General features: G+C 61.3%; 19 protein-coding genes and 1 riboswitch. Of the genes, 8 read left to right on the top strand and 11 right to left on the bottom strand.

Going from position 1 to position 25305, the window contains the following annotated elements:
- A partial coding sequence (gene ftsH / locus ABYV89_RS03340) for an ATP-dependent zinc metalloprotease FtsH (RefSeq protein ID WP_432821508.1) occupies positions 1–1400 on the top strand: 1400 nt, incomplete at its 5' end.
- Between the two features lie 64 nt (positions 1401–1464).
- Here ftsH and ABYV89_RS03335 read toward each other — a convergent pair.
- Positions 1465–3000, bottom strand: a complete 1536-nt coding sequence (locus ABYV89_RS03335) for a hypothetical protein (RefSeq protein WP_432821507.1) — start codon at positions 2998–3000, stop codon at positions 1465–1467.
- A gap of 291 nt (positions 3001–3291) precedes the next feature.
- Between ABYV89_RS03335 and ABYV89_RS03330 the strand changes: the two genes are divergently transcribed.
- The gene (locus ABYV89_RS03330; RefSeq protein ID WP_432821506.1) at positions 3292–4020 is read left to right on the top strand and encodes a response regulator; all 729 of its coding nucleotides are present in this window, start codon (positions 3292–3294) and stop codon (positions 4018–4020) included.
- A 273-nt stretch (positions 4021–4293) separates the two neighbouring features.
- On the opposite strand, the gene ABYV89_RS03325 is transcribed toward ABYV89_RS03330, so the two are convergent.
- The 10 genes from ABYV89_RS03325 to fdnG all read right to left on the bottom strand — a co-directional run bounded on the left by ABYV89_RS03325 (position 4294) and on the right by fdnG (position 15325).
- On the bottom strand, positions 4294–4479 hold the full coding sequence (locus ABYV89_RS03325) for a twin-arginine translocase TatA/TatE family subunit (protein ID WP_432821505.1): 186 nt from the start codon (positions 4477–4479) through the stop codon (positions 4294–4296).
- A 27-nt stretch (positions 4480–4506) separates the two neighbouring features.
- Entirely contained in the window at positions 4507–5016 is a 510-nt protein-coding gene (gene mobB, locus ABYV89_RS03320; protein ID WP_432821504.1) for a molybdopterin-guanine dinucleotide biosynthesis protein B, read from the bottom strand.
- Between the two features lie 11 nt (positions 5017–5027).
- Positions 5028–6242, bottom strand: a complete 1215-nt coding sequence (locus tag ABYV89_RS03315; RefSeq protein WP_432821503.1) for a molybdopterin molybdotransferase MoeA — start codon at positions 6240–6242, stop codon at positions 5028–5030.
- The gene (locus tag ABYV89_RS03310; RefSeq protein ID WP_432821502.1) at positions 6209–6946 is read right to left on the bottom strand and encodes an ABC transporter ATP-binding protein; all 738 of its coding nucleotides are present in this window, start codon (positions 6944–6946) and stop codon (positions 6209–6211) included. Before ABYV89_RS03310 ends, ABYV89_RS03315 begins: the two co-directional genes overlap by 34 nt.
- Positions 6947–6949: 3 nt before the next feature.
- Positions 6950–7636, bottom strand: a complete 687-nt coding sequence (locus tag ABYV89_RS03305; protein WP_432821501.1) for an ABC transporter permease — start codon at positions 7634–7636, stop codon at positions 6950–6952.
- Between the two features lie 9 nt (positions 7637–7645).
- Positions 7646–8449, bottom strand: coding sequence for a substrate-binding domain-containing protein (locus ABYV89_RS03300; RefSeq protein WP_432821500.1), 804 nt, complete (start codon positions 8447–8449; stop codon positions 7646–7648).
- An 83-nt stretch (positions 8450–8532) separates the two neighbouring features.
- Positions 8533–8651: riboswitch (molybdenum cofactor riboswitch) on the bottom strand.
- A gap of 8 nt (positions 8652–8659) precedes the next feature.
- Positions 8660–10117 (bottom strand): formate dehydrogenase accessory sulfurtransferase FdhD, encoded by a 1458-nt coding sequence (gene fdhD, locus ABYV89_RS03295; protein ID WP_432821499.1) that lies wholly within the window; start codon positions 10115–10117, stop codon positions 8660–8662.
- A gap of 148 nt (positions 10118–10265) precedes the next feature.
- Positions 10266–11477 carry an NrfD/PsrC family molybdoenzyme membrane anchor subunit gene (gene nrfD, locus ABYV89_RS03290; RefSeq protein WP_432821498.1) on the bottom strand — a complete coding sequence of 404 codons (1212 nt, stop codon included), beginning with the start codon at positions 11475–11477 and terminating at the stop codon, positions 10266–10268.
- 3 nt (positions 11478–11480) lie between these two features.
- Positions 11481–12323 (bottom strand): 4Fe-4S dicluster domain-containing protein, encoded by an 843-nt coding sequence (locus ABYV89_RS03285; RefSeq protein ID WP_432821497.1) that lies wholly within the window; start codon positions 12321–12323, stop codon positions 11481–11483.
- Positions 12320–15325, bottom strand: a complete 3006-nt coding sequence (fdnG, locus tag ABYV89_RS03280; RefSeq protein ID WP_432821496.1) for a formate dehydrogenase-N subunit alpha — start codon at positions 15323–15325, stop codon at positions 12320–12322. The genes ABYV89_RS03285 and fdnG overlap by 4 nt, the downstream gene beginning before the upstream one ends.
- A gap of 373 nt (positions 15326–15698) precedes the next feature.
- Here fdnG and ABYV89_RS03275 point away from each other — a divergent pair, with 373 nt between their 5' ends.
- The 6 genes from ABYV89_RS03275 to ABYV89_RS03250 form a co-directional block, all read left to right on the top strand.
- Positions 15699–17081 carry a sigma-54-dependent transcriptional regulator gene (locus ABYV89_RS03275; RefSeq protein ID WP_432821495.1) on the top strand — a complete coding sequence of 461 codons (1383 nt, stop codon included), beginning with the start codon at positions 15699–15701 and terminating at the stop codon, positions 17079–17081.
- On the top strand, positions 17078–19057 hold the full coding sequence (locus ABYV89_RS03270; RefSeq protein WP_432821494.1) for a cache domain-containing protein: 1980 nt from the start codon (positions 17078–17080) through the stop codon (positions 19055–19057). Before ABYV89_RS03275 ends, ABYV89_RS03270 begins: the two co-directional genes overlap by 4 nt.
- 697 nt (positions 19058–19754) lie before the next feature.
- Entirely contained in the window at positions 19755–21665 is a 1911-nt protein-coding gene (locus ABYV89_RS03265) for a hypothetical protein (RefSeq protein WP_432821493.1), read from the top strand.
- A 296-nt stretch (positions 21666–21961) separates the two neighbouring features.
- Complete coding sequence (locus ABYV89_RS03260; RefSeq protein WP_432821492.1) at positions 21962–23428, top strand: S8 family serine peptidase; 1467 nt, start codon at positions 21962–21964, stop codon at positions 23426–23428.
- A 30-nt stretch (positions 23429–23458) separates the two neighbouring features.
- Positions 23459–24451: a peptidylprolyl isomerase gene (locus tag ABYV89_RS03255; RefSeq protein WP_432821491.1), complete on the top strand. Its 993-nt coding sequence runs from the start codon at positions 23459–23461 to the stop codon at positions 24449–24451.
- A 491-nt stretch (positions 24452–24942) separates the two neighbouring features.
- Positions 24943–25305 (top strand): cytochrome c3 family protein (locus ABYV89_RS03250; RefSeq protein ID WP_432821490.1); only part of this gene is annotated, 363 nt, incomplete at its 3' end.

Genomic DNA, 25305 nt, shown 5'->3' with positions numbered 1-25305 from the left:
TGTACTCCCCGGAACAGTCGCGGGTAACCTTTGACGACGTCGCAGGCCTGCACGAAGCCAAGCAGGAACTCCAGGAAATCATCGCGTACTTAAGAGATCCGCATAAATTTGAAAAACTCGGGGGCAAGGTGCCGCGGGGAATCCTGCTGGTTGGGCCGCCCGGGACCGGAAAAACCCTCATGGCCCGTGCCGTAGCCGGAGAAGCCGAGGTCCCCTTCTTCAGCATTTCGGCCTCGCAGTTTATCGAGATGTTCGTCGGCGTCGGCGCCAGCCGGGTTCGCGATCTCTTTACCAACGCCAAGAAACAGGCTCCGACCATCATCTTCGTGGATGAACTCGATGCCGTGGGTCGGGCCCGCGGGACCGGGCTCGGTGGCGGCAACGATGAGCGGGAGCAGACCCTGAACCAGCTGCTGTCGGAGCTGGACGGCTTCACCCCGCACGACGAAGTGATCGTGCTGGCCGCAACCAATCGCCCGGATGTACTGGATACGGCGTTGCTGCGGCCGGGCCGATTTGACCGGCAGGTGATCATCGAACGCCCGGACTGGCGGGACCGGGCCAAAATCCTCGAAGTGCATACCCGCAAAATGCCTCTGGCCGAGGATGTCGACCTTGAAGTGATTGCCAAAGGGACCCCCGGCATGGTCGGTGCCGACCTCCAGGGACTGGTCAACGAGGCCGCCTTGATCGCCGCCAGGGAGGATGTCGACCGGGTCAGCGCAAGTCACTTCGAGCGGGCCAAGGACCGGCAGCTGATGGGAATGGAACGCAAGCTCTTCATGACCGACGAAGAGAAGCGCATCACCGCCATCCACGAAGCCGGACATGCCCTGGTCGCCAGTTGCCTGCCGAATACCGACCCCATCCACAAGATCACCATTATCCCGCGCGGGCAGGCGCTGGGCATGACACAGCAATTGCCCGAAGACGATCGTTACCATTTTGGCTGCGGCTATCTGCGCAGCCGGATGGCGGTCATGCTTGGCGGGCGGGCCGCCGAAAAGGAGTTTTTTGGTGAGTTTTCGACGGGGGCTCAAAACGACCTGAAACAGGTCATGGACCTTGCTGAGAAAATGGTCTGTCAATGGGGCATGAGCGAGCGCCTGGGGCCGCTCAGTTATCCGCGGGGCGAAGAGCACCCCTTTCTCGGCCGCAAGCTGGCCGCCGAAAAGACCTTCAGCGAAAGAACGGCCTGGATCATCGATCAGGAAATCAAGAACATGGTGCATTCAGCCGAGGAGAGTGCCGTACAAATTGTTTCCGACCAGCGTGAAACGATCGACGCGCTCGCGCAGCTGCTGCTGGTGGAAGAGTCGATCGATCGCGAGCAATTCGATCGCTTCTTATCCGGACACCAGCTGCCCCCGCCGGTTCCCCAAGCCTCCCCAGCCGACTAAGCATACGGCATGATTCGAGGATCGGATTAGAGCAGAGGGAAAATTTCATCCGCGGCCGCTCCCGTCAGGGGATCCCCCCCGGACTGCTGTTGTTCAGGTCCGGCACATGGCGCCCGCGAATGGGGACCAGGTAGCCGCGGCGCCGCAGCGGCGCGAACAGGTTGTCTTCGGCGATCTTCCAGACATCGAGGGTAAAGACGTCGAACAGCGACCGCTCCAGGGGCACGTGGAGCTGACCGCTGACCCTGGTTTCAGCGATTCCGGAGGTCAGGGGATTGATGTCCTCGACGTAAAGCTTGAACTGTGAATCGGCCCACCCCTGCTTCTGCACCCCGAACATCAGCTTGCGGACGGCCTCGGACTGCTGGACCCGGCCGTAAAATGTGCCCAGGTCGGTCTTTATTTTCAGGTGGCTGCCCACCACCGTATTGCGCCGCGCATCGCCGGACTCCGAGCGCAATACGATGGTTTCGGTTTCATAGCTGAGATCCATGCGGTAGCCCTTGATCAGGCCGAGAAATGGAAAATCCAGGTCGCTGCCGGCACTGAGCAGGGTGCTGTTGCGCCACCGCTCCCCGTCCTCCGGGATCTGCGCGAGAGTCTCGGCCGCCCCGGCAGACGTGGCTTCATCCAGATCATTCTCCCGGTAATCGAAGTAGCTCAGCGAATGACTGAACGACTTTAACCAGCGCTCGAAATGCTCGACATAGGTGAGCCCCAGCGCCTGTTCGGTGAAGCCGGCCCGATCCGAACCGGAATCTTCATCGTTCTGCAGCAGACGGTAGGTGGTGACGAGCTCCCCCCCCCATTCAGGCAGAAAACCGCCCAGGCTCAGCAGCAGGGTCCTGGTGCCATCGTCGCCCAGCCCCGCGGCGACATCGTGAAATCCCAGGTAATGGCGCCGTCGGGGTTCGATCGCAAGGCCGAACCGCTGGCCGATGAGCTGCCAGGCCTCGGCATCGAGGAAACTGTCGGAAGAGGCGGAAACACCCTCTTCGGCCAGCGCTGTCAGCAGGTCGTCTTCGGCAATCCCGCTGGCCTGGGCGAAACTTCGCACCCCGGTTTTTTCGGGAATCCGCAGGGTGTGCCCTTCGCGAACGACAGCCCCATCGCTCGGCGCCCAAAGGCCGCTCAACTCGGAGGAGACCCCCAGGGCATAAGCGGGAACGCCCTCATCGCCCCAGGTCGTGCGGCTCGACAGGCCAAGCCCCAGGGCCCAGGCTTCATCGACCACCCGGGTGTCCAGTTCGGCCCGGTCAAGAAGCCGTCCCTCGTCGTCGGAAAACTTCAAGAGCAGACCGGCCTGCGGGGAGGGGGCATCGCTGTCGAGGGAAATCTTGAGATTTTCAAGCGAGGTGATCGACGGATCGGAGAGACCATTATCAGAAGGAAAAAGCAGGCGAGGCCGGCCCGGGCTCTGAGCAGCCACCTTTCGGTTCAGATCCGGCGAACTGATCTTGAGCTCATAATTGGAGGCCAGATCGTAGACCAGGGAATATGAAGATGTCTCCACGTTGCTGGCCACCCGGGGGGCGGCGATGCAGGACGCAAAGAGAGGGGTCAGAAATGTCAGCCACATCCAGGCCAAAACATGCCGCATAGACGGTTCTCATCACTTGATGGAAATAGTTATTCTGCCCCCCCTGCGAAAGGATGAGTACCCTGGGGCCACGGCATTATACTTCATCTTCCGCCTGAATCATCTGCCCTTTTCTTTTTTCCCCGGATTGAAATCCATGGCATGCCCAGGCAAACTCAGCATGAACCGCCGGATGAATCTCCTGCCCCTGAAACGCTCCATAAGCAATTGACCTTCTTGCGTAATTAACGTATTAATTACGGGACATGGAAATCCGGCAAGGGCTCATTTGCCCTTGGCAAGACCGAGAAGGTGTCCATATGGCAGAAAAAAAAAATATTGTTTGTTGATGATATGGAACTTTTTCTGGAACTGGAGCAAAGCCTCTTCAACCGGGACGAGATCGACATGCTGGTCGCACGCAATGGTCAGGAAGCCCTTGAGGCGGTACGCAGGGAGAAACCGGACCTGGTCTTTATGGATCTCTTCATGCCGGTGATGAACGGCGACGAAGCCTGCAGACTAATCAAAAGCGACCCCCTGCTGAAAAAGACTCCGGTCGTGATCATCACCATGACGGCCAACGATGCTGATCTGGAGCGATGCCGGCTGGCAGGCTGCGACGACATCATCAACAAACCCCTTGACCGGCATCAGGTTCTGGAGGTTACCGCCCGCTATCTGAGCCTCAGTGGCCGCCAGGCTCCTCGCATCCCAGCGCGCATCCGTGTCTCCTTCACCCTGGATGGAACTCGCGAAGTACTTTCTGACTATTCAATCAATCTGAGCAGCGGTGGCATTTTCCTGGAAACCGACCAAATCTTCGCTCCGGGGACTCCGTTGCACCTGGAATTCGCTCTCACCGACCCACAGCGCATCATCGCCTGTGGAGGGCGCATCGCCTGGGTCAATTACCCGGAGGACAAACTCAAGCCTCACCTTCCGTGCGGCCTTGGCATTCAGTTTATCGGGCTGCGCCTTGAAGATGTCGAGGCTCTCAGACATTATATCCAGCCTCGCTGCATCACCCCTTTCTGGTAGCCGGCCGCGGCTCCTCCACCCCCGACCGGCGGCTTTTGCGCGGGCTCACTTCGGCTTTCACCATAAGCCCTTGAACCCATTGAAGAGGACTCCCTCTCCCTTTCCCATTGTCGGCAAAAAGGGAAGGTACCGCGGAAAGACAGCGCCCGCAAAAGCACCCTGGCGCAGAAGATCTGCTTCCTGAAAAAAGCGCAAGCGGCACATACCCGGCCCGCAACGACAATAGCCACCCGCAGAGCAGGTGGCTATTGTTCGTCCCACTGTCGAAAAACATCAAACCGCCGGCTTGTCGCTCTCATCAACGATCTGGGCTTCTTCGACGCCCTCTTTCATCCCCTTCTTGAAATTCTTCAGCCCGCTGCCGAGGGCGGTTCCTACCTGCGGAAGCTTGCCCGCGCCGAAGACGATCATTACCAGCACGAGGATGATCAGCATTTCCTGGGTTCCGAGTCCGAACATACGTGTTGCTCCTTTATTGGGAAATGGTTATTTGCGCAAATTGAGGGCCGACACCACGAAATCGACGATGGCGGCGGGATTATTAAGGTCGAGCAGCGGCACGTCGAGATCGAGCTGGTCGTCGCTGGCCACCGCCAGCAGAGTCGGGTCATTCTCCTCGCCGCGGCAGATCAGCGTCGGGCTGCGCTCCTTGCGGTGCAGCTCGATTTTTGGCAGTCCGCTCTTCTTGAAGCCTTCGGTGACCACCAGGTCGACGTCGGTGAAGTAGGTTGCCAGCAACTCGTCAAGCGAAGGCGACGCCGAATGCTGCTTGACCAGGGCCAGTTTGGCCGGCGAACTGATCAGCATGGTGTCGGCGCCGGCGGCGGTGAGGCGGTAGCTATCCTTGCCGGGATGATCGATATCAAACTGGTGGGCATCGTGCTTGATGACGCCGACCCTGTAACCGCGGCTTTTCAGCTCGCCGATGACGTTCTCCAGCAGGGTGGTCTTGCCGGTCCCCGACTTGGCGACAAAGGAAATGGCCTTGCTTCTCATGATTACTCCTATCAATTGGCCAGGTCAGTAACCTGATCGAGCAGATGAATCTGGATTTCCTCGCCGGCTTCGTAGCGTTCGCGCTCGGCGGAGAGGATGGCGATGGCGTTGGCACGCAGCATGGTGCGCAGGATGCCGGTGTTCTGATCCCCCGAACTGGCCACCACCAGTTCGCCATTCTCGGCGAATACCGTGACCCGCATGAAGTGGGTGCGCCCCGGCTTCTTCTTTACCGGCTGCTTGAGGGTCGCCTTGATCAGCGGCTTGAGCACCTGCCGGTGCCCCATCATCTTGAGCAGGGCCGGCCGGGCGAATTCCTCGAAGGTGATCATGCTGGAGACCGGGTTGCCGGGGAGGGAAAAGACCGGCACCGCGCCTTTCATGCCGAAAGCGGTGGGACGCCCCGGCTTGATGTCGATCTTCCAGAAGAGCTGCTGCACGCCGAGTTCTTCCAGCACCTCGCGCACCAGGTCGCGGTCGCCGGCGGAGACCCCGGCCGAGGTGATCAGGGCGTCGCAGGTCAGCCCGGCGGTCAGCTTTTCGCGCAGGCTCTCCAGGTTGTCGCGGGCAATGCCCAGCATCACCGGTTCGGCGCCGGCCTCCTTGACCGCGGCGGCCAGCGACCAGGAGTTGCTGTTGATGATGGTCTCGTCCGTCAGCGGCTGGCCGAGCTCGACCAGTTCGTCGCCGGTGGAGAGGATCGCCACTTTCGGCCGGCCGTAGACCGCCACCCGGGCGCAGCCGAAGGAAGCGAGCAGGCTGATCTCCGCCGGACGCAGGGTGGTTCCGGCTTCCATCACCCGCTGGCCGGCGGTGATGTCCTCGCCGCGAAAGCGGATGTGGTCCTGCGCCTTCACCTTGCCGTGGATGGTCACTGCGGCGTCCCCCGAGTCGGTCTCTTCAAAAGGGACGACCGCGTCGGCGCCGGGGGGAAGCGGCGCGCCGGTCATGATCTTCACCGCACAACCGGGTCTCAGGGCCGGTTCGGCCCGGCCGCCGGCGGGGATGTAGCCGATCACCGGCAGCACCGTGCCAGGCTGGCAATCTTCGGCGCGCACAGCATAACCGTCCATCGCCGAGTTGTCAAAACGGGGCATGTCGAGGCCGGCGTCGAGCGGCTCGGCGATAGCGCGGCCGACGGCGTCGAGCAGATCGACCCGTTCGACGGCGAGCGGGCGCACCTGGGCGAGTATCAGCGTTCGTGCGTCTTCAAAGGATTTAGACATAAGGGACTCCCGGTGGCGGTCAGCCGATTGGATTTATTATTGGAGCAAGGCTGCCCCAGGATCCGCCCCTGGACCAGGCGGATTTCCTCGGCCCCCAGGCGCTGCACCAGGGGCGGATCGTGGCTCGACATGACCATCGACAGGCCCTGGTCGCGCAGACGGGCCAGCAGCCCTTCGAAAGCCAAGGCGCTGTCGCCGTCGAGGCCGGCGGTCGGTTCGTCGAGCAGCAGTATGCGAGGGTTGAGGGCCAGGGCCCGGGCCAGGGCGATCCGCTGGACTTCACCGCCGGAAAGCTGGTTGCCCCGCCGCTCGGCGAAACCGGCCAGGCCGACGGTCTGCAGCGCCCAGAGGGTGCGCCGCTCCCGTTCGCGCCGGGTCAGCCCGCGCAGCTTCAGACCGAAAGCGAGATTGGCCGCCACCGTGCCGGAGAAGAGAAAGGCCGACTGGTGCACCAGGGTGATATCCCGGCGCAGGCGGCAGAGATGGCGGTCCTGCAGCGGCAGCGGCAGACCATCGACGCGCAGGGTGCCGGACGTCGGCCACTCGAGCAGGGCCAGCAGCTGCAGCAGGGTGCTCTTGCCGGCGCCGTTGGCGCCGGTCAGGGCGTAAAGGCGGCCCGCCTGCAGTTCGAGCCGGTCGATCTGCAGCACGCTTTGATTGCCGCGCCGGTGCTCGATGTTGTTCAGTTCATAAAGGGGTGTCACATATCACCTCTGCTGCAGCAGGTTGAGAAACAGGTTGACCAGCAACGCGACCGCCATCAGCACCAGGCCGAGGGCGAGGCCGAAGGCGAACTCCCCCTTGCTGGTTTCCAGGGCGATGGCGGTGGTCATGGTGCGGGTGTAGCCGCGAATGTTGCCGCCGAGCATCATCGCCACGCCGACCTCGGCGATGACCCGGCCGAAACCGGCCACCACCGCGGCGATGATGCCGAAGCGCACTTCCAGCAGCAGTTGCAGCACACTGCGTACCGGCCCGGCGCCCAGGGTGCGGGCGGTCGGCAGAATGCGCGGGTCGGCCCCGGCCACCGCCGCCACCGTGTAATGGGCGACGATCGGCACCGCCAGCACCACCTGGCCGATCACCATCGCCCAGGGAGTGAACAATAGACCGAACTCGCCCAGCGGCCCCTGGCGGCTGATCAGGCCGTAGACGAGCAGCCCGACCACCACGGTCGGCAGCGCCATCAGGGTATTGAGCAGGGTCAGCACCAGCCGCTTGCCGCAGAAGCCGCGCAGGGCGATCACGCCTCCCAGCGGCACCGCGGCAACCATGGCGATGAGTATCGCCACGACGGAGACCCACAGCGAGGTCCAGACCGTGGTCAGAACCTCGCTGTCGAGGGCCAAGAGCAGCGCAATGGCGGTGCTGAATGATTCGCCGATGAAACTCAAATCTTCGTCTCAGTAGGTAAAGAAGAGGTTCTTGCCGTTTTTCTTGAAACCGGCAATGACCGCCTGCCCTTCACCGGAGAGCAGGTAGTCGATAAAGGACTGGGCCAGCTTCTGCTTGACGTGGGGGTGCCGCTGCGGATTAACCATGATCACCCCGTAGGGATTGAACAGCCGCTTGTCCCCCTCGGAAACAATCTGCAGGTCGCTCTTGTCGGCGAAGGCGATCCAGGTTCCGCGATCGGAGAGGGTGTAGCCCTTGCGCTCGGTGGCCATGGTGATCACCTCGCCCATGCCGCGCCCCGCCTCGAGATACCAGTCCCCGGCCGGTGCCGCTCCGGTCGCCTGCCAGAGCTCTTTTTCTTTGCTGTGGGTTCCCGACTGGTCGCCGCGAGAGACGAAAATGGCGGCGGCAGCGGCAATCTTCTGCATCGCCTCGGCCACGTCGGCACTGCCGCGCGCGCCGGCCGGATCGGCCGCGGGACCGAGCAGGACGAAGTCGTTGTACATCACGTCCTTGCGCTCGACGCCGTAGCCGGAAGCGACAAAAGCATCTTCCAGGCTCCGGGCATGAACCATCACCACATCGACGTCACCAGCCTCGCCGAGCTTGAGGGCCTTGCCGGTACCGACCGCGATCACGTCGACCTTGCAGTCGTTGGCCTTCTCAAAGGGAGGCAGAAGCTCGGCCAGCAGGCCGGAGTTTTCCGTCGAAGTGGTGGTGGCCAGGCGCAGGCGCTCCTCGGCGCCGGCCAGCGAAGGGGTCAGGGTGGTCAGCAGCAGAAGCAGGACGAGAAGGAAGCGGGTGATGAACATGTTGGATCTCCTTGGTTGACGTAAAGTGGCGAAATAAAAAAGCCCCTCCCGAAACGGAAAGGGCCTCCAACCGGCACCGTACGCCAGTCAACCGAGGGTCTCCTTTCCAAAAGGGAGGCCCGGCCGTTTCCAGCCGAACCCGTAGACCGCAGGCCTTGGGGATGAACCCGGTAGGCCATACGATTCGGAGAGTTGTCATTATATAGCGAATTACGCCATCCGCCTACCGGAATTTGCACTTTTTTCTGCGGCGGCTGTTTTTTTCGCCGCAGCGCAAGCCGGGTCCGGGGTCACCGGCAGCTGGTCGCGCAGGGCGAAGTATTCCTGCGGGGTGTTGATGTTGCGAAAGGACATCCCCTCGGGATCGACCTGCAGCAGTTCCGCTGCGGGCACCTCGACCACCTGCACTTCGTGGAAAAACTGGATAATTTTACGCCTTCCGGCGTCGAGCACCTGTTCGATCGCCGGCAGGCAGAGCTTGGAATAGAGCGCGTGCAGCGGCTCGAGACCGTGGCCGCTGCGGGGGATCACCACATCTCCCTGGTCACCCCGGGCACAGAGTTGACGAATGACCGGGGCAGAGAGAAAGGGCATGTCGCAGGCAACGACAAAGGACCGTTCGCTGCGGGCATGGCAAAGCCCCGAGTGGATCCCCGCCAGCGCCCCCTGCCGGTAGTAGATGTCAGGGACCTTGCGGCAGGGGAGATCGGCGTACAGCGACGGTGAGTTGGTCACCAGCACAACCTCGTCGAACAGTTCGGCCATCTGCCGGTAGACGTGCTCGATGAAGCGGCCGCCGGCCAAAGGCAGCAGCGACTTGTCGCTCCCCATCCGACGCGATTCGCCGCCGGCCAGGATAACCCCGGTGACACCGGCGATCTTCGGCAGCAGCCGGGGAGCGGCGAGTCGCTGCGGATGACAATAGACTTCAAAGCTTTCGCCGCGCAGGTAGCCGATCAGGGTGATGCCGGCCTGCTCGGCCATCTGCACTGCCATGTCGGTGGGCGAAGTGCGCGAAGCGATCAGCGAAATACCGAGCCGGGCCGCCTTGGCCACCATCTCGGTGGAGACCCGCCCCGAGCTGACCAGCATCTTGCCGGACAGGTCAATCCCTTTGAACAGGGCTTCGCCGGCGATGCGGTCAAGGGTGTTGTGGCGGCCGAGATCCTCGGCGTAAAGGAGCAGGCGCTGGCCGTCGCCAACCGCCGCCGAGTGGATGCCGCCGTGGCTCTGGTAGTTCTCGGCCTGCCGATGCAGCTCTTTCATCAGGGCGAACACCGCATCAGGGTTGAAGGTTGCCGCAGGCGCAGCGGAGAGCTCAGCCGGCGCGGCCGCCTCCGGCAGGCTGAAAGTGATGCCGGTGCCGCAGCCGGAAGTGAGGGTCGGCTTGAGCCGCTCGGGAATTTCCCGTTTCAGGCGCACCTGGGCGGCACCGAAATCAGAGCAGATGCCGAGCTGCAGAAAATCGTCGAGATGGCCGGCGAAACCCTGGTTGCGCAGGAAGCCGGCCACCAGAAAGTTGAGCTGATGGGGAGAGGCGATCAGGGTCGCCAGTTCGCGGCCGTTAACCGTCAGCCGCAGTGGGAATTCCTGAACGACCTGCCGTTCTTTTGCCGCCAGGCTGCCGCTTTTAAACTGGTAGATGGTGCGATTCCTTGAATGATCCATGGCTTGTTCCTTTGATCATTTTTTCACGCCAGCCCCTCACCCTGAGAAAGAGGGAACGGTCTCACCCATCAGGCAGGAATTGAAACCGTTATCCACAAGAAAAGTCCCCTCCCCCATCAAGGGGGAGGGTCAGGGTGGGGGTGTTTCCTTATCCGCCGTGGGCCGCCTTGGCTTCGGCCGGATGACCGTCATCGATCTTGTGGAAATGATCAGGAATCGTGTAATCGACCGTTTCCGGATGGTGCTCAAAGATCGGGAAGTACTTGGCAATCAGTACAAAGAAAAGGATGTGGCCGGCGATGATCCCGATGGTCACCAACGACTCGATGATCGAGGGGTAATAGATCTCGTTGGGATCCATCATGCCGAACATCGAGACGTTGAAGCGATTGAGCACCAGGCCGAAGACGACCAGGCAGGCGGCGATGACCCGGCGCCGGTCGTCTTCACGCACCGACTTCTGGGTGAACATGATCATCGGCAGGATGAAGCCGACACACATTTCCAAAACGAAGGAGAGGGTCAGCGCCGGACGATCGAAAAACGGCCCATCGGAAAGCGCCATCAAACTGTAGATCCGCAGGCCGATGTAGAGAGCCAGGGTCCATGGCAGAATCTTCGCCAGGGTGCGCAGCAGCACCCCCTCGTTGGGCTGCCCCATCCACTTGTGGCAGGAGGTGGCCTCGATGATGATGATGCACATGCCGGTGCAGATCGCACTGACCCAGAAGAGCAACGGGAGCAGCGGGTTGTACCAGAGGTTGTGCAGCTTGTCGACGGCGATCAGGAAGAAGGTTCCCAGCGACGACTGGTGCAGGGTGGAAATGGCCGCGGCCGCGATGACCAGGGGCATCTCCAGCCAGCGCAGCACCCGCAGCGGCAGGTGCCAGCCGAATTTCTCCGCCACCGGCGAGAGGAATTCGAGGAAGAGGACGGTGGTATAGGCCATGACGCACATGGCGACCTCGAACATCGGCGAGTGCAGGTTCCAGTAGCGCAGCACGTGCCAGCCCTTGTGCGGCTGGCCGAGGTCGAGCACCAGGCCGACGCAGACCAGCGAATAGCCGAGGAAGCCGGTGACGATCGCCGGCCGCACCAGCGGTTCGAGCTTCTTGATGTGGAAGACATGAACGATCGCCCCGAGGGTGAAGGCGCCGGCCGCCAGCGGCACGGCGGTCACCACGTCGAAGCTGATCCACAGCCCCCAGGGGTAGGTGTCGTTGAGGTTGGTGGTCGCCCCCAGGCCGAAGACAAAACGGGCCAGGGAGGCGATTGCGGCGATCACCACCAGCGCGATCAAAAATTTGATGAACCGGTGGTAGCCTTTAATTTCATTAACAACATATCTGGCTGCAGTCATCGGTCAGTCCTCCTTGGACTCGCTGGTCGATTGGGCCGCCTCGGCTTCTTCCCGTTCTTTTTTCAGGCGGTCCTTGCGGTGGTTGATCCACGAAATGGCCGACAATCCGCCCCCTACGGTGAGGAAGGCGGCCGGCACCAGGCGCAGGGCCTGCCAGGTGTAGCCCGGCAGCGGACGCATGGTGACCGGCTTGAAGCCGAGTTCGTCGAAAGGAAGACTGGTCAGGTAGATGACGCTGGTGCCGCCGGCCTGATCCATCCCGTAAACCTTGTGAATGTATTTGTCGGGATACTCACTCAGGCGGCGCTCCGCTTCCTTGATCATCTCGTCACGGGGGCCGTAGGTGATCGCCGTCGGGCAGGTGGCGGCGCAGGCCGGCTTCATCCCCTCCTTGACCCGGCTGTAACAGCCGGTGCACTTCTTGACCAGCGGCAGCCCCTTGCTCCACTCGTACTTGGGCACGCCGAAGGGACAGGCGATCATGCAGAAACGGCAGCCGATGCAGCGGTCGGCCTTGTAGATGACCGGACCTTCGGCCGTCTTTTCGAAGGCACCGACCGGGCAGACCGAGGCGCAGGCCGGCTCGTTGCAATGCATGCACATCTCTTTATAGAAGGCGAACTCGTTCTGCCCGTTCTTCTGGTAGTCGCGAAACTTGATCCGGGTGAAGGTGTACTCGGACATGGCGGGGGGATTCTGATACCCCTCGCCGGTGAAGAACTCGGTCTTTTCAGCCTCCAGCTGGTTCCACTGCTTGCAGGCGACCTGGCAACCGCGACAGCCGGTGCACTTGGTCATGTCGATGAGGAAGACCTTGTCTTTGGAAAAATCTTTGCGGGAACTCATGCCTCAGTACCCCCTTTCACGATATTGCACAGAAACGCCTTGTACTCGGGGATCGTGGTATTGGCACAGCCCACCGCCATGGTCAGGACGTTGGCGCTGCCGCCCTTGGCCATGCCGGCAAAGCCGAAATGCCAGGGGAGACCGACCTGCTCGATCATCCGGCCGCTGACCCGCAGCGGCTTGATCCGCGACGTGACCAGGGCCTTGGCCTCGATCGATCCGCGCTCGGTCGAGACGGTGACCATATCGCCGTTCTTCAAGCCCTTCCATTCGGCCAGCTGCTCGCTGATCTCGACAAACATGTCGGGCACCAGTTCGACCAGCCAGGGGAGGTTACGGGTCATGGCCCCGGCCTGCCAGTGCTCGGAGACCCGGTAGGTGGTACCGACGTAGGGGAACTTGTCGACGTTGCTGACAATGCAGGAAACCGACACCGCCGGGTTGGTCTGCTGGCGGGTCATCATGTTGGAAACCGGGCTTTCGATCGGCTCGTAGTGCTCGGGGAGCGGTCCGTCGGCGAGACCGGCGGCGAACAGGCGGCCATAGCCTTCGGGGATCATGATGAAGGGGTTCTTGGTGCCGTCTTCGCTCATCGGCGCCCAGCCGCCATCGGGAACATCGCCTTCCCATTTCTTGGTCAGGGCATTCCAGGCGATGACCGCTTTTTTAGGATTAAGCGGCTTGCCGTTGAGATCGACCGAGGCGCGATTGTAGAGGATGCGGCGGTTGACCGGCCAACACCAGGCCCAGTTGTGGTACATCTCCATGCCGGTAGGGTCTTCGAGACCGCGGCGCTGCATCATGTTGCCGGCTTCGGTGTAGGAGCCGCAGTAGAGCCAGTTGCCGCTCTTGGTCGAACCGTCGTCCTGCAGGAAGGCGAAGCTGGGAACCTGCTCCCCTTTCTTGTAGAGCTTGCCCTTGATCTCCACATCGCGCAGAAAGGTGCCGTTGCACTCTTTCGCGACCATATCGATGTCGGGCTCATGGCCGTTGCCGTAATCCCACGACAGGTTGACGATCGGCTCGGGGAAGACTCCGTCCTTCTCGTACAGGGCCTTGATGCGCTTGAACATCTGGTCGACGATGAAGGCATCGCTCTCGGCGTGTCCGGGCGGATTCACCGCCTTGTAGCGCCACTGGGCCCAGCGCCCCGAGTTGGAGATACTTCCCATCTTCTCGACGCTGGATGCTGCCGGCAGCAGGAAGACTTCGGTGTCGATGGTCTTGGGATCGACGCCGGGACGCTTCCAGAAGATCGAGGTCTCGGTCTCCCAGAGGTCGGCGGCGACCATCCACTTGAGCTTGTCGAGACCCTTAGCGATGGCGTTGGCATCGGGACCGCCGACGATGGGGTTGGTCCCCATGCAGAACAATCCTTCAAAACCGCCGACCTGCAGGCGATCCATCAGATTGATGAAAGAATAATTGCCGCTCTTCTTCGCCAGGTAGTCGTAGCAGAAGCCGTTTTCGGCGGTGGCATGATCGCCCCAGTAGGCCTTGAGCAGGCTGGTCATGTACTTGGGGGTGTTGCTCCACCAGTTGGCGCTGTTGGGATCGCTCGATTTCGGGGTCGTCTTGTCGAGATAGGTCGAGTAGTCAACGTGGTTGAAATCAGGAACCTTCAGGTAGCCCGGCAGGATGTGGTAGAGGATGGCGTAGTCGGTCGAGCCCTGAACGTTGGACTCGCCGCGCAGGGCGTTGATGCCGCCGCCGGCCATACCGATATTGCCCAGCAGCAGCTGCAGCATGGCATAGGAACGGACGTTCTGGGTGCCGTAGGTGTGCTGGGTGGTGCCCATAGCGTACATGATCGTCGCCACCTTATCGGGACGCCCGGTGGCGGTAAAGGTGCGGACCACGGCCATGTAGTCCTGGATCGCAGTACCGGTGATCTCGCAAACGAGCGCGGGGGTGTAGCGGCTGTAGTGCTTCTTCATCAGCTGATAGACGCAGCGGGGATCCTGCAGGGTCTTGTCGCGCAGGGCGTTGCCGTCCTTGTCAGCCTTGTACTTCCAACTGTCCTTGGCGTAGCTGAAGGTCTCGGCGTTGTAGCCGCTGAAGATCCCTTCGTTGAAATCGAAGCCGTCGTCGATGAGGAACGAGGCATTGGTGTAGTCGACGACGTAATCCTTCTGGATCAGGTCGTTCTGCAGCACGTGGTTGATCATGCCGCCGATGAAGGCGATGTCGGTCCCCGGACGCAGCTGGGCGTAGAGGTCCGACTTGGACGAGGTCCGGGTATAGCGGGGATCGACGCTGATCAGCTTGGCGCCGTTGTCCATCGCTTTTTCGACGTATTTGAAGGAGATCGGGTGGTTCTCGGCCGGGTTAGAGCCGATACAGAGGATGACATCCGCATGCTGGATGTCGTTCCAGTGGTTGGTCATTGCGCCGCGACCGAAGGAGGCTGCCAGACCGGCAACCGTGGCGCTGTGTCATATTCGAGCCTGATGTTCGAGGTAATTGACCCCCAAGGCGCGGGCGAACTTACCCCACAGGTAGCATTCCTCGTTGTCGAGAGCGGCGGCGCCGAGAAAGGCCATCCCCTCGTTGCGGTTGACAACGTAGTTTTTGCCGTCCAGAGTTTCGCTCTTGACGAAGTTCTTGTCGCGGGAATCCTTCATCAGCTGGGCGATGCGGTTCATGGACCAGTCCCAGGACTTCTCTTCCCACTTGTCGCTGCCGGCGGCGCGGTACTGCACCTTGGTCAGACGCCGCTCGTTGTTGGCCACCTGGAACAGGGCGCTCCCCTTGGAACAGAGGGCCCCCTGGTTGATCGGGTGCTCGGGGTCTCCCTCGATATTGACGACCTTGCCGTTTTTGGTGTGGACCAGCATGCCGCAGCCGACCGCACAGTAAGGACAGACCGTGGTGCTGACCTGCAGCCCCTTGGTGCGCATCTCCGGCGAATCGACACTGGCCTGGGCCGGCTTGCCGGTCAGCGCCATGGTGCCGGCAGCCAGCCCGCTCCCCTTGAGAAAGTTTCTTCTTGAAATACCCATGAACTCATTCTCTCCTTTTCAGATTTGACCCATGACAAAGCACAGGGTTTCTGCCCTTAGCGCAACGCTCATGCCAAACCTGTTTACGGTATACAGTAAAACTTTTTTCCTCAGTCAAAACAGACACTAACAAAACTGTGCAAAAACTGGCAAAACCCCAGAAAGGGCCGATGCGGCCGCATACAAATGACCCAGAAGGGTCGCGACGACCCACCTCGACACGAACGACAGCCTTTGGCGACAATCCGCATAAATCAGCTAAAGTCAGGGAACTGCGGAGGAATTGACTATATGAAGGGAAAGTTTCTGGATGGAGCCGATAATTGCATGTATCATGGCGTCTCAATCGGAAACTAGAGTGCGGGGGAGTGCTATGGAAAACAGGATTCTGATCTGCGACGACGAAGAAGGGATGCGGCGCTACCTGGGCAAGATGCTGCAGGCCTGGGGCTACCAGGTCGAGACCTTTGCCAGCCCGACCCTGCTGGTGCGCAGCCTCGAAGAGACCGACGCCGGCGGCGACCTGCTGCTGCTCGACGTGAAGATGCCGGAAATGGACGGCATCGAGGTGCTGCGCCGGGTCAGAAAGGCCCGCCCCGAGTTGACCATCGTCATGATGACCGGTCACGGCACCATCGAGTCGGCGGTCGAGGCGATGAAAATCGGCGCCTACGACTACCTGTCCAAACCCTTTCCGCAGGAGAAGCTCTTCGCCCTGGTTCAGCACTGCCTGGAGCGGGAGCGCCTGATCGAAGAAAACAGCTCGCTGAAGAAGGAACTGCGCGAGCGCCTCGCGCCGACCGAGCCGATCTTCCGCAGCGAACGCTTCGGCGAAGTCTACGAGCTGGCCCTGCAGGTCGCCGACAGCGATTCGAGCGTCCTGATCCTCGGCGAAAGCGGCACCGGCAAAGAACTGATCGCCGGCACCATCCATTACGCCAGCCCCCGCGCCCATCGCCGTTTTCTCGCCATCAACTGCGCCGCCCTCTCGGAAACCCTGCTCGAGAGCCAGCTCTTCGGCCACGTCAAGGGGGCCTTCACCGGCGCCACCCAGGCCCAGAAGGGACTGCTTGACGAAGCCCACGAGGGCACCCTGTTTCTCGACGAGGTCGGCGACCTCAGCCCGTCCCTGCAGGCCAAGCTGCTGCGGGTGCTGCAGCTCGGAGAGTTCATCCCGGTCGGCGCCACCCGCCCCCGACAGGTCGATGTGCGCTTCGTCGCTGCCACCAACAAGAACCTGGAACAAGAAGTGGCCCGGGGCAACTTTCGCGAAGACCTCTACTACCGGCTCAATGTCATTGCCCTCGAGCTCCCCCCCCTGCGCGAGCGCCCGGAGGACATCGAACCGCTGGCCGCGCACTTTCTCCAGGCGATGATCCGCAAGGCCCGGCGCCCCCCCAAGGGGATCACCCCCGAGGCGCTGCAGGCGATGCAGGGCTACCACTGGCCTGGCAACGTCCGCGAGCTGGAAAATGTCATCGAGCGCGGCGCCATCCTCGCCCGGGGCGAATTCATCACCGTCACGATGCTGCCGTTCAAGACCCGCCCCGAAGCACCGCGTCACACTGTCGATGCCGGGGAAAACCCGCCCCTCAACCTGCGTGACGCCGAGCGGCTGCAGGTGATCCGCGCGTTGCGTCAAACCGAGTGGAACAAGAGCCAGGCGGCCCAACTGCTCGGCGTCACCCGCAAGACCATCGACCGCAAGATCAAGGAATACGATCTGACCCCCGCCGACCTGGATGACGAATCATGAGCAAGCCCCCCTTCGGCTCCCTCGCCATCCGCGGCAAGCTGACCCTGGCCGCTCTCACCCCGCTGGTGGTGGTGCTGCTGCTGGTCTCGCTGGCGGCCTCCTACCTGATCAACGCCTGGGTGGTCGGCGAAGCCCAGAAAAAAGTGAGCAACGACCTCAACTCGGCGCGAGAGATTCTGCGCAACCAGGAGCAGCGGGTACAGGACGTGATCCGCTTTACCGCCCACTCCACCGGCCTGCAGGACGCCCTGGTGAAAGATGACCGCCCGCGCATCCTGGCTGAACTCGATGTGATCCGCCGTCGCGAAGGGCTCGACATCCTCAACTTCACCGACCGGCAAGGGCGCATCCTGGTGCGCAGTGCCAATCCTGACGCCGACGAGCAGGCTCCCCCCTTAGCGGAGCTCCCCTTTCTGCCCGACGTTCTTAACGGGCGGGACTACTCCGGCGCCCTGCTGATCGAAGTAGATGCCCTGCTCATGGAGGGCAGCGAGCTGGCCGCCCGCGCCCGCATCGCCCCCCCCGGCCAGGGGCCTTCCGCCATCGAAAATCGCGGCCTGTTTTTGATCGGCGCGGCCGCCGCCCACGATAACAACGGCGAAGTTCTCGGCTGCCTGTACGGCGGCGTCCTGCTCAGCGGCAACCTCCCCCTGGTCGACCGTATCCGCGAAATCGTCTACGGCAGCGAAACCTTCGAGGGGACCGAGATCGGCGGTGCGACTATCTTTCTCGGCGACATCCGGGTCGCCACCACCATCCGCCTCAACAACGGACAGCGGGCCATCGGCACCCGGGTATCCAAAGAAGTAGCCGAGGCAGTACTCCACCGCTCGAAAACCTGGCTGGCCCGGGCGAAGGTGGTCGACCGCTGGTACCTGACCGCCTACGAACCGATCCTCGACCACGCCGGCCAACCGGTCGGCGCCCTCTACGTCGGCCTGCTCGAGGCCCCCTTCAACAACCTGAAGAAACAGGCCTGGTTCGGCCTCTTCGCCCTGCTGCTGATCGGCGGCGGAGTCGGCTACCTGCTGTCGCGGGAAATTTCACGCCACCTTACCAAGCCGATCCTGCAGCTGGCTTCCGGCGCTGAGCGGGTCGCCGCCGGCGAACGGGACATCCTGCTGCCACTGCCCGGCGAAGATGAAATCGGCCAGCTGACCGCCGCCTTCAACCGGATGACAGCCGCCCTCAAGCAGCGCGACGAGGAACTGGGCAGCCTCACCCGCGACCTCGAAAAACAGGTCGCCCGGCGCACTGCCCAACTGGAGGAGAAGGGCCTCCAACTGATGCGCGCCCAGGAGGAACTGCTGCGCAGCGAAAAGCTCGCGGCCATCGGCTCGCTGGCCGCCGGGGTCGCCCACGAGATCAACAACCCGGCCGCCATCATCCGCGGCAACGTGGAAATTTTGCTGATGGAGATCCCGGCGGGGGAATCCGGCCGGGAAGAAGCGGAAGAGATCCTCAAACAGACCGAGCGGGTGTCGCTGATCACTGAAAGCATGCTGGCCTTCGCCCGCGAACAGACCATTCACCCGGAGCAGGTGCGAGTCAACACCCTCATCGAGGAAATCCTGGCCCAGATCAGCCACCAGGTGCCGCTGCGGCAGGTATCGATCCGCCGGGAACTCGCTGCCAGCCTGCCGCCGGTCGTCGCCGACGGCGAACGACTGCGGCAGGTCTTTACCAACATCCTGATCAACGCCCTGCAGGCCATGGACGGCAAAGGCGCCCTCAGTATCAGCAGCCACACTGACAATGGCACTGTCGAAATCCGCATCACCGACACCGGCCCCGGCATCTCATCGGAAATCCGCGAAAAGATCTTCAACCCCTTCTTCACCACCAAGAAGCAAGGCACCGGCCTCGGCCTCTCGGTCTCCTACGGCATCATCAAGGCTTTAGGCGGCAGCATCGCGGTAGAAAGTGCGGTCGGCCGGGGGAGCACCTTCATCGTCAGCCTGCCGGTATCCCCTTAGCCGCATCAACAAACGACTGTCAGCGCCACAGCGCAGTACACACTCCGGCCGACAGGTTATGCCAGCCGCCGCGTAATCCCTCTCCCAAAAAAACCTGGTTCCACTATCACCCCATCAGCAGACCGTTCGCTATGCAACCCACCAAACCGATTAGACTATTAGTTGCGCAAACAAAACCTCTCGGGGCTCTTAATCAACTCCATGGAGCGCCAATAGTTAATTGCTAATAATTTTCCCTCTTGACAACACCACTCCTTGCTCTATGGTTACAACGTTAGCTTGCGCAAACTAATTTTAATTAATAATGATACCTGATCCGGTATCATGACCTGCCACAGTTTCATGTTTGCGTGTGCTAGCAACGTCAAAGAGGGGGGAGTTTGACAATGGCGTCGTCTTCATCTTCCATACTTCAATACTCCTGCAAACGGCTCGACCCGCCATTTCATACAACCAGGCTCCTCTAGCGGTCGCCCGACGCCTTCGGAACATCCGGGGGCTTTCTGCGGCCCCGTTAAGGCCAGTGCGGCCCGACAAACGCCGACCGCTGTTCCGGGTGGACGGGGAGACCCTCGCATATCGGTCACTTCGGCATGACCTTGCGAAAGGAGGTGTTTTAAAGCCCAGATTCTCAGTAGCCGAACTTAAATGATGTTTCACCTGTCAGAACCTGACAACCACCATGGGAGAAAACGAAATGAACAAAAGAAACTCCGTAAGGCTGATCCTGGCCATGCTGGCCACCCTGCTCGTCTCGGCAACCGCCTGGGCCAAAGTTCTGCCGCCACCGGTCAACCAGCTCATCGGCATCCCCGACAGCACCTTCAACAACCTGGCCGAAGCCGACTGCCGCCTCTGCCATAACCAGAATCCGCCCGCCGGGATTCCGGTCGAGCCGACCTACCTGCCGAGCCGCCACCATGGCCTGGTTCCCGCCGTGGGCGCAACCCCCACGGCCGATCAGATCATCACCGATCCGACGGCAGCACCGAACGGCATTATCGGCCAGGCCTATGCCTGTACCAGCTGCCACACCTTTATCTGGAACCCGATGACCGGGGTCTACGATCTCGATCCGAATTTCCGCGATTGCACCCTCTGCCACATGCAGGTCGGCGGTGTGACCGTCCACCACGCCACCACCCTGGCCCAGACCGGCGACTGCGAAGCCTGCCACAACCTGGTGGAAAACCCCACCGACACCTTCACCACCATGGCAGCCGATCCGGCCAATGCGGGCGACGCCCACTACGTGCCAAACTACCGGCCGAGCATGGTCACCCCCTGGCCGAGCGCCAAGCCTAACGGCGACACCACCAACATCAACGCCCCCGCCGTCTACAACGGCGCCACGCTCATCTACGGTGGCAAGGAAGCAGGAAACTGCAACTTCTGCCACGACGCCAACCTGGAAACCGGCACCCTCGAAAACGGCGTACTGGTCTTCACCAACGCCCAGACCCACCACAGCACCGGCCTCTTCGTTCCCACCGACATCGGCGACCCGAATGGCAAGTGCACCTGGTGCCACAACACCCAGGATCCCGCTCCCCCGGCGATGGGCGGAACGCAGTTCGCCAACACCCCCATGTACAGGATCCGCGCCTGTGAGCGCTGCCACAGCGTCGCCACCCTGCACAACATCCAGGTTAACTCGATGGCCACCGGCATGGTACCGCGCAACATCTACAGCGGCCCCGGCGTCATTGGAACCGAGATGGTCGATAACGCAACCGTCATCGTCCCCGGCCTCGAAGACGCCGGCTACGGCCACATCGGCGCCCAGTGGGACTGCTGGGGCTGCCATGGCAGTGACGGTGTCGAGCAGGCTGCTCCTGCCGGCGGCCCGGCGATCCCCTTCATCAGCGGCGTAGACAAATCGCGGCTGCCGGCGGGCACCGCCACCCAGATCACCTTGCGCGGCTCGGCCTTCACCAACCTGGTTGAAGACCCGATGTTCGGCGGCTTCAGGGGCTACGAGTGTCAGGTGCTGCTGACCGACGCAGCCGGGGCCGAGACTCTCCTGACCCCCGACAGCATCGCCAACGACAGCCTGACCGTAACCATCCCCGCCAAGGCGGCCGGCAACTACACCCTGGTGGCCAAGAAGTTCCTCATGCTGAGCAACCCGATCAACCTGGCGATCACCCCGGTGGTGAGCATCAGCGATGCGGCCTGCGTCGGCGGCACCACCACCATCACCGGTGGCGGGTTCACCGCTTACGACGGCTTCGGCGCGGTGACCAAGGTAAGCTCCCTCGTGACGACCACGACCACCACCCGTGAAATTGTCGGCTACAACAAGAAGGGTCGTCCGATCTACGAGGACGTCACTAAAACCGTGACCGACACCGTGGCTGGCGATGTTTCTTCCTGGACCGACAGCGAGATCGTAGCCGAGTTCCCTGCCTGCGGCACCAAGGTTGAGGTAGCGGCTGTCTTCGGCAGCGCTTCCGCCAACGTCTCCGGCGGCACCACCGTGCCTCCTGTCGATCCGCCGGCCCCCGTCCCCACGGACGAGATCTGCAACGATCGCATCGACAACGACCTCGACGGCCGCACCGACTGTGACGACCGTGACTGCCGCAAGAGCCGCTACTGCCGCTAGCAGCAGGCCCCATTAACTCCTAGCCGTCTACCACCGTGCCCCGGCACGGTGGTAGACGCGGCATAACCGGGGTGGGAGCTTCCTTGGAAGCCCCCACCCATATGTCAAAACCCACAACAGCCAGACAGGTCAAGCATGCACCGTTTTAACACAACACCCCAGGACCCAACCGGCAGCAATCCTAAGGAACTCTTGCCCCAACCCAGACCATCCGGCAGGTCAGATAAATATATCCGCAACCAGCCTTTTCGATATGAATTCAGCCAGAATTCGCTAAAAAGAGGGGGACAATCCAAATGAAAAACGCGCACTTTGCAACAATGAGCCTGTTTATTGCGACCCTGCTGCTAAGTCCGCCTGTCAGCGCGGCGGCGGATAAGGCAATGATCATCGGCTTCCATCAGAAACCGGGGGTTAGCGAAGACGCCCTGATCCGCGAACACGGCGGAAAAATCAAGCGACAGTTCAAACATGTTCGAGCCATGGCCGCGATCCTTTCGGAGCAAAGCCGCGAAAAACTCAAAAAGAACCCCAAGGTCGCCTACATGGAAGAAGATCTCCCGGTGATGGCAGTCGACCCGGAACTCGGCGGAATCGAGTACGACAATGCCTGGGGCGTAGCCCATATCGGCGCCGCCCAGGCCCACGCCCAGGGGATCACCGGCGCCGGGGTGAAGGTTGCCGTGATCGACTCCGGCATCGACTACAACCACCCCGAACTGGCCGCCAATTTCAAAGGCGGGGTCAATTTCATCACCGAGTCCGACTCCTTCGATGACAGCTGGAACAGCCACGGCACGCATGTGGCAGGCATCATCGCCGCCGTCCTCAACGACACCGGCGTCGTCGGTGTCGCCCCGGAAGCCGAGCTCTATGCGGTCAAGGTTCTGGGGGGAGACGGCTTCGGTAGTACCAGTGCGCTGATCGCCGGTATCGAGTGGGCCGCAACCAACGGCATGGACATCGCCAATATCAGCATCGGCTCGTCGGTCTACTCCCAGGCCGTCGCTGACGCCTGCCAGGCCGCTGCCGATGCCGGTGTGCTGCTGGTGGCCGCCGCCGGCAACAACTACGGCAATCCGGTCATGTACCCGGCCCGCCTTGATACAGTGATCGCGGTGACCGCGATCGGGGCGACCGACGAAAATTATTTCAACAGCGCGCTCGGCCCCGAGGTGGAACTGGCCGCCCCCGGTGTCGGCATCAATTCGACCATCGGCGGCGATACCTACAACATCATGACCGGCACCTCCCAGGCTGCCCCCCATGTCGCCGGGGCTGCCGCGCTGATCTTTTCTGCCGGAGCAAGCGACCTCAACGGCGACGGCATCACCGACGCCCGGGATGTGCGCCTTCAGCTGCAGAGAACCGCAAACGATCTCGGCGTTTTCGGAAGGGACGAGACGTATGGATTCGGGATGGTTCGCGTGGCTCCGGCATCGTCAACGCCCCCGGAAAGACTCCTGAGGGTAGAACGGATCAAAGGACCACCATCTGACAGCACCACGACTATCCCCTTGGCCAACGGTCTTTTCGAGATCATGATTTCCAACGACAGCCTGCGGAACCTGGATGTCAAATCCTACCGCGACGGCGTTTTGGTCCCTGAGCTTTCAACCTCCATCCGCTTCAATTACAAAAATCCCTCCGAGGTGACGCTGATGATCGATGCCAGCACCTCGCCACTGGAGGTTGCCCTGCTGCCTAAAGGGACAAGGGGAGCTTTTGCCAACATCCTGATTCAGAAGGTTATCGTCCAATAGTCAGTGCAACAGGAGTGAAGAACCATGCAAATGAAAACGTTGAAAACCTGGATAACGGCATTCGGCTGTCTTTGCGCCACCACGGCCCTGGCGGTCCCCTCTCCGGCAGCCCCCGACGATCATACCCAGGGGGCAGAAAACAAACCCAGGGTCGTAGCCGCCCTGGTCAATGGCCAGCCGATCTACGAAGACCAGCTTGACCCTCTGGTTGATGCCAGCCTTCGCTCCTACCGCAAGTATGGCGTATCCGAAAGCATCACCGATGCCGGCCGCAAGGGGTTCCAGAAAAAAGCCCTGCAGCAGATGATTGCCACCGAGCTGGTCTACCAGGAAGCCCTGAAGCTGAACATTGCTGATCTCGAGGAGAAGGTCGCCAGGGAGATTGCCCATCGGCAAGCCGGCCAGGCCTCCTCGGACGCCAGCCAAAATGAGCAGGAACTCACCGATTCAGCCAGGCGTCAAGTCCTCATCAAAGAGTACCTGGCGCAAAACGGCCTGGCCAACCCGAAGGTGCCTGAGGCTGAAGTCAAGGACTACTACGATAACCACAAGCAAAAACTCGCATCCATTGCCGATGAAGTCCTGGTGCGCCACATTCTCATTGCGATCCCCGAAGACGCCAGTCCGGAAGCCAGGGAGAAGGCCCGCGCATCGATCGAAGAGGTTCGCCGGCTGATCCTCGGCGGCTCCCCCTTCGAAGAGGTTGCAGAAGAGTATTCGGAAGACTTCGTCGCCGAAAACGGGGGCTACCTGGGCAAAATTCAGCGCGGCTTCATGCCGCCGGAGTTCGATGAGACCGCCTTTTCCATCGAGCCGAACACGCTCAGCGAAATTGTGTTAACCAAGTACGGCTTTCATATTCTGGAAGTCATCGCAAAAAAACCGAAGGGGACAATCCCCCCCTATGACCAGATTCGTGACTTTATCGCCCAATTCCTGCAGAGCGACTATGCCAACAGAACTCTGGCGGCGCATGTAAAAAGCCTGGGGACGCGGGCCAGCATCGAAAATCTGATCGAATAAAATGGTTCGGCGGTCGGGTGGGATGGATCCCAGAACACCGAAGCACAGAGGGATTAAATGAAGAAGGCGGCCGCAACAATACGCTCAATGAGAAGATCCATGGCGATGATCGTGCTTGTTTGCGGGCCAGGTTCTGTTCACAGCGCAAGAGATAACAAACGTAAAATCGCGAACCGCCTTGATCCTTGAATGCATCAATACACGTACCCCGGGCAGCCGCTGAGCCCATTAACCACCATTTCGTTGGGAGGCCGCTAAAAATGGAAAAGAGAGCAACAAGGGAAAATCGTCTATGGACAGGGAACACCCTGGTCGCCCTGCTCCTGGTCGCATCGTTTGCCCTTATCCCCACAAACGCTGACGCCAGCACCTTTCAGGATGTAGACTGCACCCCCTGCCACGGATCCGGCCTCAAAGATATCCACCATGCGGTCGCCAACAGCCAGGGGCTCATATGCACGACTTGCCACCTCATGCAATGGGATCCGAAATTGAAGGTCTATGTTGTTCTGACCGACCTGAACTGCACCAACTGTCACGACGGGGCCAACCACGAATCGTCCCATGACATGGCTTTTTTCAGTCCCGAACCGGCGGCCAGCCAGCTCTGCATGAGTTGTCACCAGCAGATGGTCGCCGAGCATCTCAGCCGGGAACTCTCCTGCACCACCTGTCATAACAATACCGATCCCAAAATCATGGATACCATTTATCGGGGCCAGAACGGGGAGGCTGTTTATTGCCTCGACTGCCACTACCAGGTTCAACTGTCTTATGGAATCCACAACGCTGCACATGATACCGCCTGCGTCGGCTGCCACATCCTGCCAAAGGATGAAAAAGGCCTCACGCTC

Source organism: Trichloromonas sp. (genome assembly GCF_041583255.1).
Classification (GTDB): Bacteria; Desulfobacterota; Desulfuromonadia; order Desulfuromonadales; family Trichloromonadaceae; genus Trichloromonas.
This window is presented reverse-complemented; position numbering and strand designations above follow the sequence as displayed.